Below are 16,353 nucleotides of genomic sequence, written 5' to 3'. Positions count from 1 at the left end.
GATCATGATTGAAAACCTGAATCCAAAACAATGCTGGGAATTGCTTCAGCAAAATCCGAAAGCCGTTTTAATTGATGTTAGAACAGCGATTGAACATAGCTTTGTCGGGCATCCACCTGGTGCTATTCATATTGCCTGGAAAGAATTTCCCGGGATGCAATCAAACCCTGATTTTATCGAACAGCTAAAACAAACTGTTCCCGATAAAACGTCTCCAGTCCTGTTACTATGCCGCAGTGGTCAGCGCTCATTGGCGGCTGCACAAGCATTAGAGGCAGAAGGCTATCAGCATTTGATCAACATCGTCGATGGCTTTGAAGGGCCGTTGGATGACAACAAACATCGCGGCACGCTTGGCGGCTGGCGCTACGAAGGCCTACCCTGGGAACAGAGTTAATCCGCCTTTCTTTTTTAACCCCGCTGTATTTTTAGCTACTTATTATATTTTTAAACGTGATAGAAAAACTCAGAAACATTGCAATTATTGCACACGTCGACCACGGCAAAACCACTTTGGTCGATCAATTATTAAAACAATCCGGTACCTTTGCCGCTCATGAAAAAATCGATGAACGCATCATGGACTCAAACGATTTGGAAAAGGAGCGCGGCATTACCATTTTGTCTAAAAATACAGCGATTGACTGGAATGGCTACCATATCAATATCGTTGATACGCCGGGACATGCCGATTTTGGCGGCGAAGTCGAACGTGTATTATCCATGGTGGATTCAGTGCTGTTATTGGTTGATGCCGTTGATGGCCCGATGCCACAAACGCGCTTTGTGACGCAAAAAGCCTTCGCTATGGGCTTGAAACCGATTGTCGTGATTAACAAAATCGACCGGCCGGGTGCTCGTCCTGACTGGGTTATTGATCAAACCTTCGATTTATTCGATAAGCTGGGGGCAACCGATGAACAACTGGATTTTCCGATAGTTTATGCCTCAGCCTTAAATGGCTATGCCAGCCTGACTGATGACGTGACAGAAGGTGACATGACACCCTTGTTTGAAACTATTGTCGATCAAGTCAGCCCACCCGATGTTGATGTCGATGGGCCGTTTCAGATGCAAGTGATTACATTAGATTACAACTCTTATGTTGGTGTCATAGGCATTGGCAGGATCAAACGCGGTACTGTAAAGGTCAATATGCCGTTGACCGTTATCGATCATGAAGGCAATACACGATCAGGCCGTATGTTGCAGATTTTTGGTTTTCATGGTCTGGAGCGGGTGCCGGTACAGCAGGCCTCAGCCGGTGATATTATTGCCTTTACCGGTATTGATAAATTGCAGATTTCAGATACTTTGTGTGACCCTGATGCGGTAGAAGCATTGCCGGCCTTATCGGTGGATGAGCCGACTGTCAGCATGACGTTCCAGGTCAATACATCGCCATTTGCCGGCAAAGAAGGCAAGTTTGTCACTTCCCGGCAAATTCGTGAGCGACTGGAAAAGGAATTGCAGCATAATGTCGCCTTGCGGGTAGAAGATACCGATGATCCTGATAAATTCAAGGTTTCCGGTCGTGGCGAATTACACCTGTCTATCCTGATCGAAAATATGCGGCGAGAAGGTTTTGAGCTTGGCGTATCGCGCCCTGAAGTCATCATTAAAGAAGTCGATGGCGAAAAACAGGAACCTTTTGAAATGGTCACGATTGAGGTGGAGGAAATTCATCAAGGCGCGATCATGGAAAAACTGGGTGAGCGAAAAGGTGACTTGCTTAACATGGTGCCGGATGGTAAAGGCCGGATTCGGCTGGAATACATGATGCCGTCACGAGGGTTGATCGGTTTTCAGACAGAATTTATGACGGCAACCTCAGGTTCTGGTCTGCTTTATCATGTCTTCGATCATTATGGCCCGATGAAAGCGGGTGAAGTCGGCAGCAGGCAGCGTGGCGTGTTGATTTCCATGGTGACGGGCAAAGCCTTGGCCTATGCTTTGTTCAATCTGCAAGAGCGGGGTGAATTATTCCTTGAGCATGCCGATGAAGTCTATGAAGGCATGTTGGTCGGCATTCATTCTCGCGCCAACGACTTGGTCGTTAATCCGACTAAGGCTAAACAGCTCACCAATATTCGAGCGGCTGGCACCGATGAGGCATTGACCTTGACGCGGATTCAGAAAATGACTTTGGAGCAGGCGTTGGAATTTATCGATGATGATGAGCTGGTGGAAGTGACACCAAAATCGATCCGTTTGCGCAAAAAATTGTTGACCGAAAACGAACGCAAACGCGCCTCCCGATCTAGCTAATCGCTGAACGATTCACAGTAGGCATTAAAAAGGCCCAAATGCTTAAAAACATTTGGGCCTTTTTATACCGCCAAAGAGATGGATCAGGTCTCTTGATCGGTTGATACCGGTAAACGTTTTTCCAACTCGGCGACTTGTTTTTCCAGGGCTTCTAGCTTGCTTCGCGTTTTTGCCAGCACGCCTTTCTGTACTTCAAATTCTTCTCGCGTGACCAAATCGAGCTTGTCCAGTGCAGATTGCAGGATGGCGCGGAAACTTTTTTCCATTTCATCTTTGAATTGACTCAAGCCGGGCGGTAAAGCGCCGCTCAATTTGGTGGCAATGTCTTCTATCGCTTTTGGATCAAACATAATGTTACTCGTCGTGAAGTTAAGTTGTTGGGGGCAAATGTTCCCGGCAGATTTTTTCGGTTTCTGCGGGGGTTAATGGTAATTCAGTCAGTTTGCAGTGGTAATGGCTGTCAATTTCTGCAAAATATTGACAGGTTTTACATAGACCAAACGATTTCGATTGATTTGCCTGTTGCAAAGCAGTCAAGGTTTTCACCAAGGCATCCTCAATCGTTGTAAATTTTTCGGCTGCAATTTTTTTATCGATACGATCAAACAATTCAATTGAAGAAAAGTTTGCCACCAGTTGCTGACCGGCTTCGGTTAGCGATAAATGGACAACGCGCAAATCGTCAGAGTCTGTGCGTTTTTCAATATAGCCTTTTCGTACCAGAATCTGAATGGATTGAGACACGGTCCCTTTGGTCAATCCTAGGTATTCGGTGATTGCCGCCGGCGTATCGCTGAATTTATTGCATTGAGCCAGGTATTCCAGAATTTGACCGTGGACCGGTTGCAGTCCATAAACAGCAAATTGTTTACGCTCTTCTGAACGGATCAAGGTGCTGATTCGTTCAATTAAATATAAAGTTTTTCTTGCATGCATTTTCATATTTTAGCATAAAAGAAAATACTTAACCTAGCCTTGCCATCGCAGCACCATAAATCTATATATTATTTATCAATAACTTACAATATTGACACGTTGCGTTGTTGGCAAAGCGTAACTACTCACCCCTTCAGAAACACTGGACGTAGGGTATTGATTTTTCAGGCTTGTGCAACAAGGATGTTGCACAGAGCTACATGGATGTATCTACGCGTCCTTAAAAATCAATACCCTACGGCCACTAAATGATTACCATGTGAGTAGTTACGGCAAAGCTTAAGTTAAATATGAATAGACTGCTTAAAAAACTCCGGCTGCGCCTTGCTGGCTTGGTGAATGTCAGCATTGTAATATTGGGTGGGAAAGGTTTTTTGTTCGGCATCGTGCCGACGAAAATCAGATAAATCTGATTTTCCCGCCAAGGTGGCGCTCCACCAGCCAGAAGGATAGACACATTGCGGAAAAAACAGGGTTTGTAAGTGAGAGAATCCCGCGTTGTACATCGCGCTGCGCATATCGCTTAACAGTTTCAGATGGTATAGGGGTGATTCACTTTGCTGAATTACGATGCCGTTTTCACTCAGACAATTAAAACAGTCCCGATAAAAATCTTCACTGAACAGTCCTTCGGCTGGGCCTACCGGATCAGTACTATCGACGATGATAATATCGACGCTGTTCGGTGCAGCCTGTTTAACCCACTGAATACCATCAATAAATTTAAGTTCTGCACGGGGGTCGTGATTCGATTCGCACAGCGCCGGGAAATATTGTTCAGACAGTCGCGTTACTCGCTCATCAATATCGATTTGAATGACGCGTTCAACACCTGGGTGTTTGAGAACTTCTTTCAAGGTGCCACAGTCGCCGCCGCCGATAATCCAGACATTTTTAGGGTCGGGATGGGTAAACAGTGCGGTGTGACTCATCATTTCATGATAGAAGAAATTATCCCGGTCAGTCAGCATGACATAACCGTCGATAACCATTAAATTGCCGAATTTTTCGGTTTCATAGATTTCCAGAAATTGAAAATCCGATTGTTCTTCATGTAATTTTTGTTTGATTTTAAGTGAGAAAGCTGAACCTTCACTGGGGACAGGTTCAGTAAACCATGACTCATCAAGCATTTTTTAATTCCTGAAAATGGGTTAAGTTTTGTTTTTTAAATAATCCTGGCATAAATACAATGCCGCAATCGAACGTGCTTCGGTGCATTCGCCAGAGGCGTGTAATGCAGGGAGATTATCCAGCTTCCAGGGAACGACTTCCAGTTCTTCGGGTTCATCACCGCTTAATTTGCTGGGATACAGGTCTTCGGCGATGACCACGTCGATGCAGTGCTCCATGTAGGCTGGCGCCAGTGATAATGAGGTCAGGTGATGAAGTTTATGTGCCGCATAACCGACTTCTTCCTGCAATTCCCGATTAGCGGCGGCCAGGCAGTCCTCCCCCGCATCGAGCTTGCCTTTGGGTAGGCCCAGTTCATAACGGTGCAAGCCGGCAGCATATTCTCTGACGAGTAAAACGGTTTCTGCATCAAGCAAGGGCACGATTAGGACGGCACCATGGCCTTTTCCGCGAATCAAGCGTTCGTATTCGCGTTGTTCACCATTTTGAAATTCCAGGGACAGAGATTCCACATGAAATAGCTGGCTTTTGGCAATGGTTTTTCGGTGTAAAATTTTAGGTTTTTCGGACATCAATTATTGTTTTTGTTTGCCATTAGCGGGCATTGTATAGGTGATTTTATAGCCACGAAACGCATGACTCCGCCGGCGTTATCAGCATTCAAATCAAGTATTTCAGGTACAATATAACAGCATAATCAACCGATAACATCAATGGATTATTTGTGACTACAAACGACTGGAGTACACAAGACGCTGAGAGCTTGTATGCCGTTCCATTCTGGGGCGAGGGTTATTTTTCGATTAACGCGGCAGGCCATGTTTGCGTTAAACCACGGCAAGATTCTGAAATTCAAATTGATTTGTTTGAGGTAGCTCAAGCCTTAAAAAAACGGCTACTGTCATTCCCTGTATTACTGCGCTTTCCCGATATATTGCGTGACAGAATTTTTCAATTGCACAAAGCATTTCAAGAAAGCTGCCAGCGCTATGATTATGATGGGCAGTATCTGCCAGTTTATCCGATAAAGGTTAATCAGCAGGGTACGGTGGTGGAAAATATCATAGCGGCCAAAAATATCGGCCTGGAAGCGGGCAGTAAACCGGAGTTACTGGCGATTTTGGGCTTATCCCGTCAGGGTGTGATTGTCTGTAACGGATACAAAGACAAAGCCTATGTCCGGATGGCCTTAATTGGCCAGAAAATGGGGCAAACGGTATTTATTGTAATCGAGAAACCATCGGAACTGACGCTTATTTTGCAACAAGCGGCTGAACTCGGCGTTGAACCCTGCTTAGGCATAAGAATTCGGCTTTCCACCATCAGCGCGGGAAAGTGGCAAAATAGCGGTGGTGAAAAATCCAAATTCGGTTTACATCCGGTTGATGTATTGGCTCTAATCGAGCGTTTAAAACAGGCCGGAAAGCTGGATATCTTACGTTTGATCCATTTCCACATGGGGTCACAAATCGCTAATATTCATGATATTAAATTGGCGCTGAAAGAAGCCAGCCAGTTTTTTGTGCAGTTACGGCGATTGGGTGTTCCGATTGCAACGATTGATGTCGGTGGTGGCCTGGGGGTTGACTATGATGGCAGTCATTCACGCCGGGAATGCTCGGTAAACTACAGCCTGGCAGAATATGCCGACAATATCGTCGCTACCTTTGCCGAATGCTGCCGAAAACAGGGATTACCACAACCGGATATCATTACCGAGTCGGGGCGCGCCATCACGGCACATCATGCGGTATTGATTACCAATGTCGCCGATGTGGAACGTTATCCCGAAAAAACGGCACAAAATAACGCCTACACCCAGCCTAATCTGTTGGAAACCTGGCATAACGTGCAGTTCGAAATCAGCGAGGTACGGCAAATGTTTGTACAGGGCGATATTGATTTGCACAGGCTGGCGCAACATGAACAGCAGTATATTCAGGCGATACAACGGATTCGCCGGTCGCTGGATATGTCGATTTACAGTCACCGTGAAATTTTGCAGGAATTGGATGAAAAGCTGGCCGACAAGCTTTTCTGTAATTTTTCTTTATTTCAGTCGATGCCGGATGCCTGGGGTATCGAGCAGATATTCCCGATTTTGCCGATTCACAGACTGGATGAAAAACCCGAGCGGCGGGCAGTGATTCAGGATTTAACCTGTGATTCCGATGGGCGAGTGGATTTTTATGTGGAGCGGCAGAATATCGAAAAAACATTGGCGGTACATACGCTTAAACCCAATGAAATGTATTTGATCGGCTTTTTTATGCTGGGGGCGTATCAGGAAATTCTGGGTGATATGCATAACTTATTTGGCGATACTCATTCGCTTAATATTGAACTGACAAAAGATGGTTATACTATTGCCGATTTTTTGGAAGGCGAGCATGTGAGTGATTTATTAGATTATGTTCATATCAATCGTAAAACTTTGCAGCAGGCCTATGCAGAAAAACTGCAGTCCAGTGCAGTGTCAGTTGCCGAAAAATCCCGTTATCTGAACGAATTGTTAAATGCTTTAAAAGCCTATACCTATCTGGAGAAATAAGATGCAAGCAGGCATGATTGGACTCGGTGCTATGGGAATTGGCATGGCCAGCAATCTGGCGCGGGCCGGTTTTTTGCAGGGTGTTTATAACCGCACTCAAGACAAGGCCGAAAAATGGGCTAAAACATTGGCTTGTCATCATTATGTCAATATTTCTGAGTTGGCCGCCGATTGCGATGTGGTGTTTCTGTGTATTTCTACCGATACCGATGTATTAAGCGTTGTCGAGCAAATTCAGCAGGCGGCTAAGCCTGGAACGATTGTGGTGGATATGTCCACGGTGAGTGTCAAAACGGCCAGGAAAGCTGCTGCAGTATTGGCTAAAAAACAGATTTCCTTTCTTGATGCACCCGTTTCAGGTGGCGTAGAAGGGGCTAAAAACGCCAAACTCATGATGATGGTGGGCGGTGACGAAGATGTATTGGATAAGGTTAAGCCATTGCTCATGGCGATGAGTCAGCGTATCGCTTATATGGGGCCAACCGGCAGTGGGCAGGCGACGAAGGCGGTGAATCAGATTATGGCGGCCGGCATCAATCAGGCCGTCACAGAAGCCTTAAGTTTTGGTCAGACCCAAGGGCTTGATATGGATAAGGTCATTGATGTTATTTCAGGCGGTGCCGCGGGTAACTGGTTTTTACAACATCGCGGGCCAACAATGATAAAAAATAGCTTTAAACCGGGTTTTAAAGTGGCTTTGCATCATAAAGATTTGACCATTTGTCGGCAAATGGCCAAGCAGCAAGAATTGACCTTGCCATTGCTTGAAAAAACACTTCAGGATTATCAAGATTTGATCGCGCAGGGTTTTGGCGAAGAGGATATTTCTGCCTTGTACCGCTTGCAGCAAAAGCCGAAATAACGCCGAATCTTAGAACGACTATGCTATTTTCCGCAGCAGCGTTTATATTTTTTACCGCTGCCGCAAGGGCATGGTTTGTTCTTACCTTCGTTGACTTGTTGGTTGGCACGGGCAACAGATTTGACCAGGCCATCCAGATAGAACCAACGTCCGTTCTTGTTTACAAAACGGCTGATTTCATGCATCACATACGGTTTACCATCCAGTGTGTAATGCGCTTTGAATTCGACAATACCTTTTTTATCGTTTTTCGCGCCCTTCTTGCATTGAATAATGTCCAGCTGTGTCCACACCACATCGCCTTCTTTGGAAAAGTCGATATACTTGGGTTTTTTCTTACTGCTGTCATCCCAGGTGCTCAGTAAATAGGTTTCATTTTTCTGAGCGTAGGCGGTAAAGCGCGATCGCATCAGCGCTTCGGCAGTTGTTGGATGGTCTTCGGACACAATAAAGCGCTGACAACAGTCAGAGCTGTTTATGCCTGAACCACATAGGCAGCTTAGATTATCCATTCAATGATACCTTATCGTGTCCCATAAACAACAATGGTTTTGCCGTGCGCGCTGATCATACCTTTGTCCTGTAATCTTTTAATACACGCCCCGCCATTTCTCGGGAGCAACCGACAATGCGACCAATTTCCTGACGGGTAATGTAAATTTGCATGCCATCAGGGTGGGTTATGGCATCGGGTTCTTTGGCCAGGTCCATCAAGGTTCGAGCAATGCGGCCTTCAACATCCATAAAGGCCAAGTCACGATATTTACGGCTGGTAATCAACAACCGAGAGGAGATTTGTTCACCCAGCATATAAAGGATATCGGGTGCATAGTCACGCAATTCCCGTTTTAAGGCGAGATGGAAGCGATCATAGGAGATTTCTGCGAGTTGACATTTGCATCGGGTTTTAACGGTGACTTTACGGATTTCGCCACCTTTGAAAACCCCGACCTCACCAATAAATTCATGCTTGTTCAGATATGCCAAAATCAATTCATGGCCGGATTCATCTTCTACGCTGACACTGACTGAGCCATCGAGGATAAATAATAATTTATCACCCTCGTCGCCCGGACGAATAATGGTTTTTTTAGCCGGGTATGAACGGGTATGGCAGAGTCGTAAAAACTGTTCTAAAGCTTCAGTGTTGATCATATTTTCAGTTATCAGAGCCATAAATGTTTATTACCGTTTAATAAATAGCAGATTACTCGTTTTTTGCAGAGTTTTTGATGTGGCTGTGTTTTGTTTAAAGCGTATGGAATGCGTTAATATCCCGGTTTTTGGGATACATTGCAATATTCATCTGAAAAAAGCAATAAAAACACTCAAGTCATTGTAAAATTATACCCTTTGCATATGAAATTTTGGCATACGAGTAATTAATTTTTTGTCTAAGGCAAGTTTTTTCGATGCAGCAAGCGGCAAAAAGGAGCGCTGGAGTGACTAAATTTTATATGTTGAGAGTATATAATCTTTTTTTACAGGAAAATCTATGCAAGCAACAATTAAATGGGTTGATGGCCGTATGTTTGTCGGCGAATCAGGAAGTGGTCATGCTGTGGTTATGGATGGCCCGCCGGATCATGGTGGTCGTAATATGGGAATTCGACCTATGGAAATGATTTTATTGGGCTTAGGTGGCTGCTCATCATTCGATGTGGTGGAAATTTTGCAGAAAGGACGTCATGATATCGTCGATTGCACGGCGGAAGTGACCGCCGAACGGGTCGATGCCGTACCCAGCGTATTCAGCAAAATCCACCTACATTTTAAACTAAGGGGCAATAACTTAAAGCCTGCCGCCGTTGAACGTGCGGTTAAATTATCGGCGGAAAAATATTGCTCCGCCTCTATTATGTTATCTAAGTCTGTCGACATTACGCATAGTTATGAGGTCGTTGAACAATAACGCGTAGGTGGCATTGGTAGCGGAGATAAAGGTTGAAAAAATTACAATTACATGGCTTTAACAATTTAACTAAGTCATTGAGTTTTAATATCTATGATATTTGTTATGCGCCTGAAAAGCAGCAGAAAGATTACATCGAATACATTGATGAAGCGTATAACGCCGATCGTTTGACGCAAATTTTAAAGGATGTTACCGAAATTATTGGTGCCACCATCCTGAATATCGCACATCAGGACTATGAGCCACAGGGGGCCAGTGTCACTTTGTTGATTGCTGAAGATGAGGTGATTCCTTCCGGCATGTTGACAGAATCGCCTGGCCCTCTGCCTGAGGCTGTCGTAGGGCATTTAGACAAAAGCCATATTACCGTTCATACTTATCCTGAAAGTCATCCAGATAATGGTATCAGTACCTTTCGTGCCGATATTGATGTCTCGACATGTGGCCAGATTTCGCCATTAAAAGCCTTGAATTATCTAATACATAGTTTTGAATCCGATATCGTTATCATGGATTATCGGGTGCGGGGGTTTACACGCGATGTTTTTGGGCATAAACATTTTATTGATCACACAATCAATTCGATTCAGAACTACATTGCTGAAGATACTAAGGAACGCTATCAGATGATAGATGTGAATGTGTATCAAGAGAATATTTTTCATACCAAAATGATGTTAAAAGAAACGAGTCTTGAAAATTACTTGTTTGAGAAGCAAACAGCTTTGAACGAAGCAGAAAAGCAAAGGATCCAGGCGCAGCTGGAAAAAGAAATGAAAGAAATATTTTATGGGCGGAATATCTGATATCGAATTAGATGTTGTGAACATTTCAATGGGCTGAAATCCTTTTTACAGGATTTCAGCATGAGTTTAGGCGAGTGTAAATATGAAGTTTTTTAATAAAAATAAAGAAAACTCGGCTAAGAGTCCACAGCCTTCTATCACTATTTCCTCTCTCCAGCGGCTTATTCCAATTGCACAGTTAAATCAACAGCAGCTTGAAAAATTACCCGTTAGAATTAAAAATTTTAAGGCAGGCCAGGTTGTTTTTAATCGAGGTGAAATCATTGAGTCTCTGGATTATTTGATGGCGGGAGAATTGTATTTAGAAGGCGAAGGTGAAAAAGCATTTCAGATTGAGGCCGATACCTTTTATGCTTTGTATCCGCTCGCGACCGGCCAGTATTATAATGTAACCGCGATTGTCAAGAAAGATGCTCAAATTTTACAGTTGCCTGTACAAGCGCTCTCAGTTTGTCGGAAAATCTATCAGTCCAATCAGACGAAAAAATTAAAAATTCCGGAATCGTTAAAAAATAATTCGGTCTTGCGGGGATTTTTGTCCAGTAACAACCTTAAAGTTCCCGCTTTGTCTAATGTCGTTTTTAAGCTTAGACGTGCGATTGAAGACGATGCCGATTTGCCTAGCATTGTAAAAATTATCAATTTGGACCCTTCTCTTTCGGCTAAGTTGATACAAGTTTCCAATAGTCCACTCTATCGCGGCGTTTCTCCGACTTCAAGTTGCTTAGCGGCTATCAACAGAATTGGTTTAAATGCCACCAAAAATATTATTACCAGTATTAGTTTGTCACAGCTTTATAGCATAAAGCATCGGGGGATTGACAAAATAGCAAGCTACCATTGGCAACAAAGTGTCAAAATAGGCGCGTTGAGCTATGTCTTGGCACGAGAACTTAAAGTCTGTAATCCTGATGAGGCCATGTTAGCGGGCTTAACCTGTCAAATCGGGGTTATTCCATTTTTACGCTACGTTGATAGTGTGGCCGATAATGAAATTGATCTTAGTGAGGTTACAGCGGCTTTGCCGTTTGTCATTACCTCAATTAGTCAGATAGTGCTTGAAAAATGGGGATTTCCAGATGAGATCAAAAATTTGCCTTTGCAAATCAAAGACTGGTTTTTAATTGAAGCATCAGAACGTATACAATTAGCCGATATTGTGTTGCTAGCGCGTTATCATGGTTTGCTCGATGGCTCATTGAAGACAAAACTCCCTCCAATTACCGCATTACCTAGTTTTTCACATTTAAAAAACGGAGCATTAACAGCAGATAAATCACTGAAGATACTGGTGGATGCACAGCAACAAGTCCGTCAGGCGATGCAAATATTCCCACAGAGTAGATAAGGCTAAGGCAATGGTTAAGAAAAAAAGAATTCTCATTATTGGTGGTGTCGCAGGTGGCGCTTCTTGTGCGGCAAGATTACGTCGTTTATGTGAGTCGTGTGAAATCACTCTGCTTGATAAGGGAGAATATGTTTCATTTGCCAATTGCGGTTTACCTTATTATGTCGGGAATGTGATTACGGAACGTAAAGATCTGATTGTCGCACCACCTGAGAGATTTGAACAGCGTTTCAATATTCGGGTCAAAACTCGCCATGAAGTGACTGAAATTGATCGTCAGCATAAAATCATCCGAGGCAATAATCTTACACAAGGTGGCCGCTTTGAATTGAGCTATGATGCTTTGGTGCTGGCGACCGGTGCAAATCCTGTCAAGCTACCTTTGGAAGGCATTGATTTACCTGGAATATACAGCCTCAGAACCATCCCGGACAGTCAGCGCCTCAAACAGGCGGCGGAGCAGGCACAGCACGCCGTGATTATTGGCGGCGGCTTTATTGGCCTGGAAATGGTTGAAAACCTGTCAAGACAGGGGCTTCACATCACTGTGATTGAGCGTGGTGATCAAGTGATGTCGCCATTAGACCCAGAAATGGCCAGTTATGTTAAAAACTGTCTATCTAACAATGCGGTGACCTTGAAACTGAATACGCAGGTAACGGCATTCAGCAAGGTACTCGGTAAATTACAGGTGCATTGTGAGAATCAAACGCCGATTGAAACCGATATGGTGTTATTGTCCATCGGTGTGAAGCCGGCATCGGAGCTGGCTCGGCAGGCGGGGTTAGTGTTAGGCGATTCGGGAGGGATTCGGGTGACTGCGCAACAAAAAACCAGTGACCCTGCCATCTGGGCTGTCGGTGATGTCGTCGAAAATGAAGATACTGTATTGCATAACTATCATCCGCTTCCTTTGGCGGGGCCTGCCAACCGGCAAGGTCGAATCGCAGCAGCCTCGATTTTAGAGTCTTTCCAACCGTTAGCACAAAGAAAGCAAAGTTTTCGCGGTGTGCAAGGCACGGCCGTTTGTAAAGTATTTGAACAGACGATCGCCTTGACCGGCGCTAATGAAAAAAACTTACGACGCAATGGAATTCCTTATCAAGCCATTTATTTACATCCGGGGCATCATGTCGGCTATTTTCCCGGTGCCAAACCGATTCATCTCAAGCTGTTGTATAGCTCAAGCGACGGTACAATCTTAGGTGCTCAAGCCATTGGCGAGGCCGGTGTCAGTCGCCGAGTCGATGTGATTGCCATGACGATGCAAATGGGCGGAACAGTATTTGACCTGGAAGAGGCGGAATTATGTTATGCGCCACAATTTGGCGCCGCAAAAGATCCCATCAATCTGGCTGGTATGATTGCCGCTAATCACTTGCGGCATGATCTGCAGTTGGCAGATTGGCGAGAACTTAATCGGGGCAATTATCAATTACTTGATGTTCGATCAGAAGCGGAATATCAGACTGAACACATTAAACACGCCATCAATATCCCATTGGAGCAACTCAGAGAAAAATACAGCGTGTTAGCGAAAGACAAGCCTGTTTGGGTGATTTGCGGAGTCGGCCAACGTGCCTATTATGCCGTCAGGTTATTGATACAGCAGGGCTTTGATGTCAAAATTTTATCCGGTGGTATGCAAACTTGGCGTACATTTTGCGATGTGGGCATACTCGAATCTTAGAATCTTCAACACACAACCTCTATGTCATTACAAGATCAACTTTTAAAAGCTGGCTTGGTTAATCAGCACAAAGCCAAGCAAGTGAAGGCACAAAAGCGCAAACAGGCCAAGCAGAAAAATAAATCAGCCGATCAGACAGAAGCACAACGGCTTGCGCAAGAGACGCGCGCTAAGCAAATTGAAAAGGATCGGCAGCTCAATCAACTGCGTAATAAGGAATTTGAAAAACGCCAACAGGCCAATCAGATTGCGCAGTTGATTGAAACCAACAAACTTGCCCAAGACGGAGATGGTATCCCCTATCGCTTTACCGATGATAATAAAGTCAAGGCGCTTTATGTCAGCGAGACGATTCGGCAAAAGATTATCTCGGGCAGGTTGGCTATCGTCCGTGCAGGTCAACGTTATGAGGTTGTTGCCTCAGAAGTCGCCGAGAAAATTCGCCAATGTGATGCATCTGTGATCGTTGTATTATTTGATAATACCGAACAGAAACCAAATGACGTAGAAGATGATCCGTATAAAGATTATGAAATTCCCGATGATTTGATTTGGTAACTGATGCTATCGGTAAAAGTCTGCCGGATTATCTTAATGTATAGCATTGCCTTCAAAGCAAAAGGATGGGGGTTGGTGTTTTATTTTGATGTATTCTAAATTTGAAGATCGTCATAATTGACATAAAAACATGATTGTTTTGTGGGGTAGGGGCGCGTCAGTAATTTGATAGAATGCTTCAACTACTCATCGCTTCTGATAGGTCGTTGTAATGTTTTTCCATTGTGGTTAAAGCACTGCATCTACATTTGCATATTAGATTGATTGTGCTGGTGCTGCTGTCTTTGTTTGTAACGATACGTCGAATACAAGACTTTCTGTTTGTAGCTTTTTAGTCAATCGTGTACTGCTTATTTATTGTCTAATGCAATGTCGCCTCAGGTGATTATCTTTTCGATTTGTCCTTAATTTTTATCAATTATCTGGGGTTGCTGCGAGTAACATCAGATATCAATTAGAATCTCTTTAATGACTAACGCGAGGCTTTGTAATCTCTGCAATTGCATTTCAGCGTTGAATCCACGACTTTTTTAGCTAAACTTAACATTGAAACTTTCCAATAAAGGCAAGTTAGCACTTAATTTTAGTTTTTAGGATTTCTTATAAATGCAAAACAAATTACAAGATTTACATGCACGTAGTGACAAAACCATGTTATTTGTCATCGTGTTTCTTTTTTTATTTTCGCTAGCGCTTTCTAGCTGGCATGATACATGGCTACTCGCTTTTATTGTGGGCGGGCTTGCTACCGCAATTCCTGTTTCGTTGATAGTTATAATGCCAGGCCAGTTTATCACTCGCCTGTCAGTAGCCATCTCTTTTATGGTTTTTTCAGCTTTGCATATTCAACAGGCACAAGGTGTCACTGAACTACATTTTGGTATTTTCGTTTTATTGGCTTTTTTGCTGTATTACCGAGACTGGATTGTGATTGTTGTGGCGGCAGGAATTATCGCAGTACATCATTTACTGTTTAATTATCTACAAGGCTCCGGTTATCCTGTATATGTCTTTGCCAATGGTGCTTCTTTAACTATGGTATTTACACATGCAGCGTATGTGGTGTTTGAAGCGGGTCTTTTAATCTATATGGCTATTCAAGGAAAGAAAGAAGCAATCCAAAACGTTGAGCTTCAGGAAATTAGTACTCATTTTAAAACGATTAATGGCATGATTGATTTGAGCTGTCGTCAACCTGAGGCTCAAAGTAGTTTTGCGATTAATTATAATCATTTTATGCATATGGTTCATGAAGCAATCAAGAGTAGTCAACAAGCGGCATCTGACTTATCGGGTACTGCGAACCAGTTGAATACTCTAACCCAGAACACTCAACAACGTATTTTGGAACAAAATAAAAATACGGCTTCAGTTGTGTCGGGTATTAATGAAATGGCTGACATGGTTCAAACGATCGCTCAAAATTCAGCAGAAGCGTCATCAGCGACAAAAGAGGCTGACAAACTGGTCGAAAACGGAGAGACAGTGGTTCAGAAAACCATGACAGTTCTCGATAATTTAGCTGGGAGTGTTGATGAATCTTCCGAGGTAATTCAGAGACTTGAATCTCATACCGAAACAATAGGTACTATTCTGGAGGTGATCAAAGGGATTGCTGATCAAACTAATTTGTTGGCATTGAATGCCGCTATTGAAGCTGCACGGGCTGGAGAACAAGGTCGCGGATTTGCAGTAGTCGCAGACGAAGTTCGGACTTTAGCAAGTCGTACTCAAAAGTCGACGGAAGAGATTCAAGAAATGATTGAAAGGCTACAGGAAGAGGCTAAAAATGCTGTTAATGTCATGACGGATGGTAGAAAACTGGCGTATGAAGGTGTTGATCAAGTTTCTAAAACAAATGAAGTATTCAATTCTATTACACAATCAGTCGCTTTCATTAGCAAAATGAATTCCGAAATTTTCAATGCCGGTGAACAGCAAGAAATAGTGATTAATGAATTGCAGACCATTATTAATGATATGGCTAAGGCATCGAATGAAACAACAAACGAGGCAAACTCTCTGTCTAAATTTTGTGAGACTTTGGTTAATTCAGCTCATCAACTACAGGAATTAGTCAACAGATTTACAACCTAAAGCAATAGATTGCCGCTATGAATTAAATGAATTGGTTTTGATTTGAGCGGATACAGGGAGTTGAAAAGATTAATCGCCCCATCATCCCGATTGAGGGTGATAAAAAACAAGGATAATTCATCAGTTGGTAAATAGCGGACACAAAAAAGGCGCACCATCAAGATGCGCCTTTTTTGTATTAACAACGC

The 16,353-nt window shown here is 43.6% G+C and carries 15 protein-coding genes and 1 pseudogene; 10 read left to right on the top strand and 6 right to left on the bottom strand.

Annotated features, from left to right (window positions below):
* The first annotated feature begins 4 nt into the window (after positions 1 to 4).
* The gene (locus JEU20_RS06265) at positions 5 to 397 is read left to right on the top strand and encodes a rhodanese-like domain-containing protein (protein ID WP_198244296.1); all 393 of its coding nucleotides are present in this window, start codon (positions 5 to 7) and stop codon (positions 395 to 397) included.
* 56 nt (positions 398 to 453) lie between these two features.
* The gene (gene typA / locus JEU20_RS06260) at positions 454 to 2,268 is read left to right on the top strand and encodes a translational GTPase TypA (protein ID WP_198244294.1); all 1,815 of its coding nucleotides are present in this window, start codon (positions 454 to 456) and stop codon (positions 2,266 to 2,268) included.
* An 83-nt stretch (positions 2,269 to 2,351) separates the two neighbouring features.
* Here typA and ubiK read toward each other — a convergent pair whose 3' ends face one another.
* From ubiK to nudE, 4 genes are all read right to left on the bottom strand, one after another.
* Positions 2,352 to 2,618: a ubiquinone biosynthesis accessory factor UbiK gene (gene ubiK, locus JEU20_RS06255; protein ID WP_198244292.1), complete on the bottom strand. Its 267-nt coding sequence runs from the start codon at positions 2,616 to 2,618 to the stop codon at positions 2,352 to 2,354.
* A 19-nt stretch (positions 2,619 to 2,637) separates the two neighbouring features.
* Positions 2,638 to 3,204, bottom strand: coding sequence for a MarR family winged helix-turn-helix transcriptional regulator (locus JEU20_RS06250; RefSeq protein ID WP_198244290.1), 567 nt, complete (start codon positions 3,202 to 3,204; stop codon positions 2,638 to 2,640).
* 284 nt (positions 3,205 to 3,488) lie between these two features.
* A complete protein-coding gene (gene speE / locus JEU20_RS06245; RefSeq protein WP_198244289.1) occupies positions 3,489 to 4,337 on the bottom strand; it encodes a polyamine aminopropyltransferase in 849 nt (282 codons plus the stop codon).
* A 21-nt stretch (positions 4,338 to 4,358) separates the two neighbouring features.
* On the bottom strand, positions 4,359 to 4,910 hold the full coding sequence (nudE, locus tag JEU20_RS06240; protein WP_198244286.1) for an ADP compounds hydrolase NudE: 552 nt from the start codon (positions 4,908 to 4,910) through the stop codon (positions 4,359 to 4,361).
* 152 nt (positions 4,911 to 5,062) lie between these two features.
* Here nudE and speA point away from each other — a divergent pair, with 152 nt between their 5' ends.
* Both speA and JEU20_RS06230 read left to right on the top strand, forming a co-directional pair.
* Positions 5,063 to 6,889 (top strand): biosynthetic arginine decarboxylase, encoded by a 1,827-nt coding sequence (speA, locus tag JEU20_RS06235; RefSeq protein WP_198244284.1) that lies wholly within the window; start codon positions 5,063 to 5,065, stop codon positions 6,887 to 6,889.
* 1 nt (position 6,890) lies between these two features.
* Positions 6,891 to 7,751: an NAD(P)-dependent oxidoreductase gene (locus JEU20_RS06230; RefSeq protein ID WP_198244282.1), complete on the top strand. Its 861-nt coding sequence runs from the start codon at positions 6,891 to 6,893 to the stop codon at positions 7,749 to 7,751.
* Positions 7,752 to 7,774: 23 nt separating this feature from the next.
* On the opposite strand, the gene JEU20_RS06225 is transcribed toward JEU20_RS06230, so the two are convergent.
* Entirely contained in the window at positions 7,775 to 8,263 is a 489-nt protein-coding gene (locus tag JEU20_RS06225; protein ID WP_198244280.1) for a YchJ family protein, read from the bottom strand.
* An 11-nt stretch (positions 8,264 to 8,274) separates the two neighbouring features.
* Positions 8,275 to 8,927, bottom strand: a pseudogene (crp, locus tag JEU20_RS06220) (cAMP-activated global transcriptional regulator CRP).
* Between the two features lie 319 nt (positions 8,928 to 9,246).
* On the opposite strand from crp, the gene JEU20_RS06215 reads away from it, so the two are divergent.
* From JEU20_RS06215 to JEU20_RS06190, 6 genes are all read left to right on the top strand, one after another.
* Complete coding sequence (locus tag JEU20_RS06215) at positions 9,247 to 9,663, top strand: OsmC family protein (protein WP_198244278.1); 417 nt, start codon at positions 9,247 to 9,249, stop codon at positions 9,661 to 9,663.
* 32 nt (positions 9,664 to 9,695) lie between these two features.
* On the top strand, positions 9,696 to 10,472 hold the full coding sequence (gene speD / locus JEU20_RS06210) for an adenosylmethionine decarboxylase (RefSeq protein ID WP_198244276.1): 777 nt from the start codon (positions 9,696 to 9,698) through the stop codon (positions 10,470 to 10,472).
* Positions 10,473 to 10,554: 82 nt separating this feature from the next.
* Positions 10,555 to 11,820 (top strand): HDOD domain-containing protein, encoded by a 1,266-nt coding sequence (locus JEU20_RS06205; protein WP_198244274.1) that lies wholly within the window; start codon positions 10,555 to 10,557, stop codon positions 11,818 to 11,820.
* Between the two features lie 10 nt (positions 11,821 to 11,830).
* Positions 11,831 to 13,510 carry an FAD-dependent oxidoreductase gene (locus tag JEU20_RS06200; protein WP_198244272.1) on the top strand — a complete coding sequence of 560 codons (1,680 nt, stop codon included), beginning with the start codon at positions 11,831 to 11,833 and terminating at the stop codon, positions 13,508 to 13,510.
* Between the two features lie 21 nt (positions 13,511 to 13,531).
* On the top strand, positions 13,532 to 14,068 hold the full coding sequence (locus JEU20_RS06195) for a DUF2058 domain-containing protein (protein WP_198244270.1): 537 nt from the start codon (positions 13,532 to 13,534) through the stop codon (positions 14,066 to 14,068).
* 606 nt (positions 14,069 to 14,674) lie between these two features.
* On the top strand, positions 14,675 to 16,165 hold the full coding sequence (locus JEU20_RS06190; RefSeq protein ID WP_198244268.1) for a methyl-accepting chemotaxis protein: 1,491 nt from the start codon (positions 14,675 to 14,677) through the stop codon (positions 16,163 to 16,165).
* Positions 16,166 to 16,353: the final 188 nt, after the last annotated feature.

The sequence above is a fragment of the methane-oxidizing endosymbiont of Gigantopelta aegis genome, assembly GCF_016097405.1.
Classification (GTDB): Bacteria; Pseudomonadota; Gammaproteobacteria; order Methylococcales; family Methylomonadaceae; genus Methylomarinum.
Note: the sequence above shows the minus strand (reverse complement) of the source record. Positions and strands in the feature narration are given on the sequence as shown.

Bases quoted from the DNA above. Each gene is read 5' to 3' on its own strand.
- JEU20_RS06265 (WP_198244296.1), top strand. From the start codon at position 5: ATGATTGAAAACCTGAATCCAAAACAATGCTGGGAATTGCTTCAGCAA.
- ubiK (WP_198244292.1), bottom strand. From the start codon at position 2,618: ATGTTTGATCCAAAAGCGATAGAAGACATTGCCACCAAATTGAGCGGC.
- JEU20_RS06250 (WP_198244290.1), bottom strand. From the start codon at position 3,204: ATGCATGCAAGAAAAACTTTATATTTAATTGAACGAATCAGCACCTTG.
- speE (WP_198244289.1), bottom strand. From the start codon at position 4,337: ATGCTTGATGAGTCATGGTTTACTGAACCTGTCCCCAGTGAAGGTTCA.
- nudE (WP_198244286.1), bottom strand. From the start codon at position 4,910: ATGTCCGAAAAACCTAAAATTTTACACCGAAAAACCATTGCCAAAAGC.
- JEU20_RS06230 (WP_198244282.1), top strand. From the start codon at position 6,891: ATGCAAGCAGGCATGATTGGACTCGGTGCTATGGGAATTGGCATGGCC.
- JEU20_RS06225 (WP_198244280.1), bottom strand. From the start codon at position 8,263: ATGGATAATCTAAGCTGCCTATGTGGTTCAGGCATAAACAGCTCTGAC.
- JEU20_RS06215 (WP_198244278.1), top strand. From the start codon at position 9,247: ATGCAAGCAACAATTAAATGGGTTGATGGCCGTATGTTTGTCGGCGAA.
- JEU20_RS06205 (WP_198244274.1), top strand. From the start codon at position 10,555: ATGAAGTTTTTTAATAAAAATAAAGAAAACTCGGCTAAGAGTCCACAG.
- JEU20_RS06200 (WP_198244272.1), top strand. From the start codon at position 11,831: ATGGTTAAGAAAAAAAGAATTCTCATTATTGGTGGTGTCGCAGGTGGC.
- JEU20_RS06195 (WP_198244270.1), top strand. From the start codon at position 13,532: ATGTCATTACAAGATCAACTTTTAAAAGCTGGCTTGGTTAATCAGCAC.
- JEU20_RS06190 (WP_198244268.1), top strand. From the start codon at position 14,675: ATGCAAAACAAATTACAAGATTTACATGCACGTAGTGACAAAACCATG.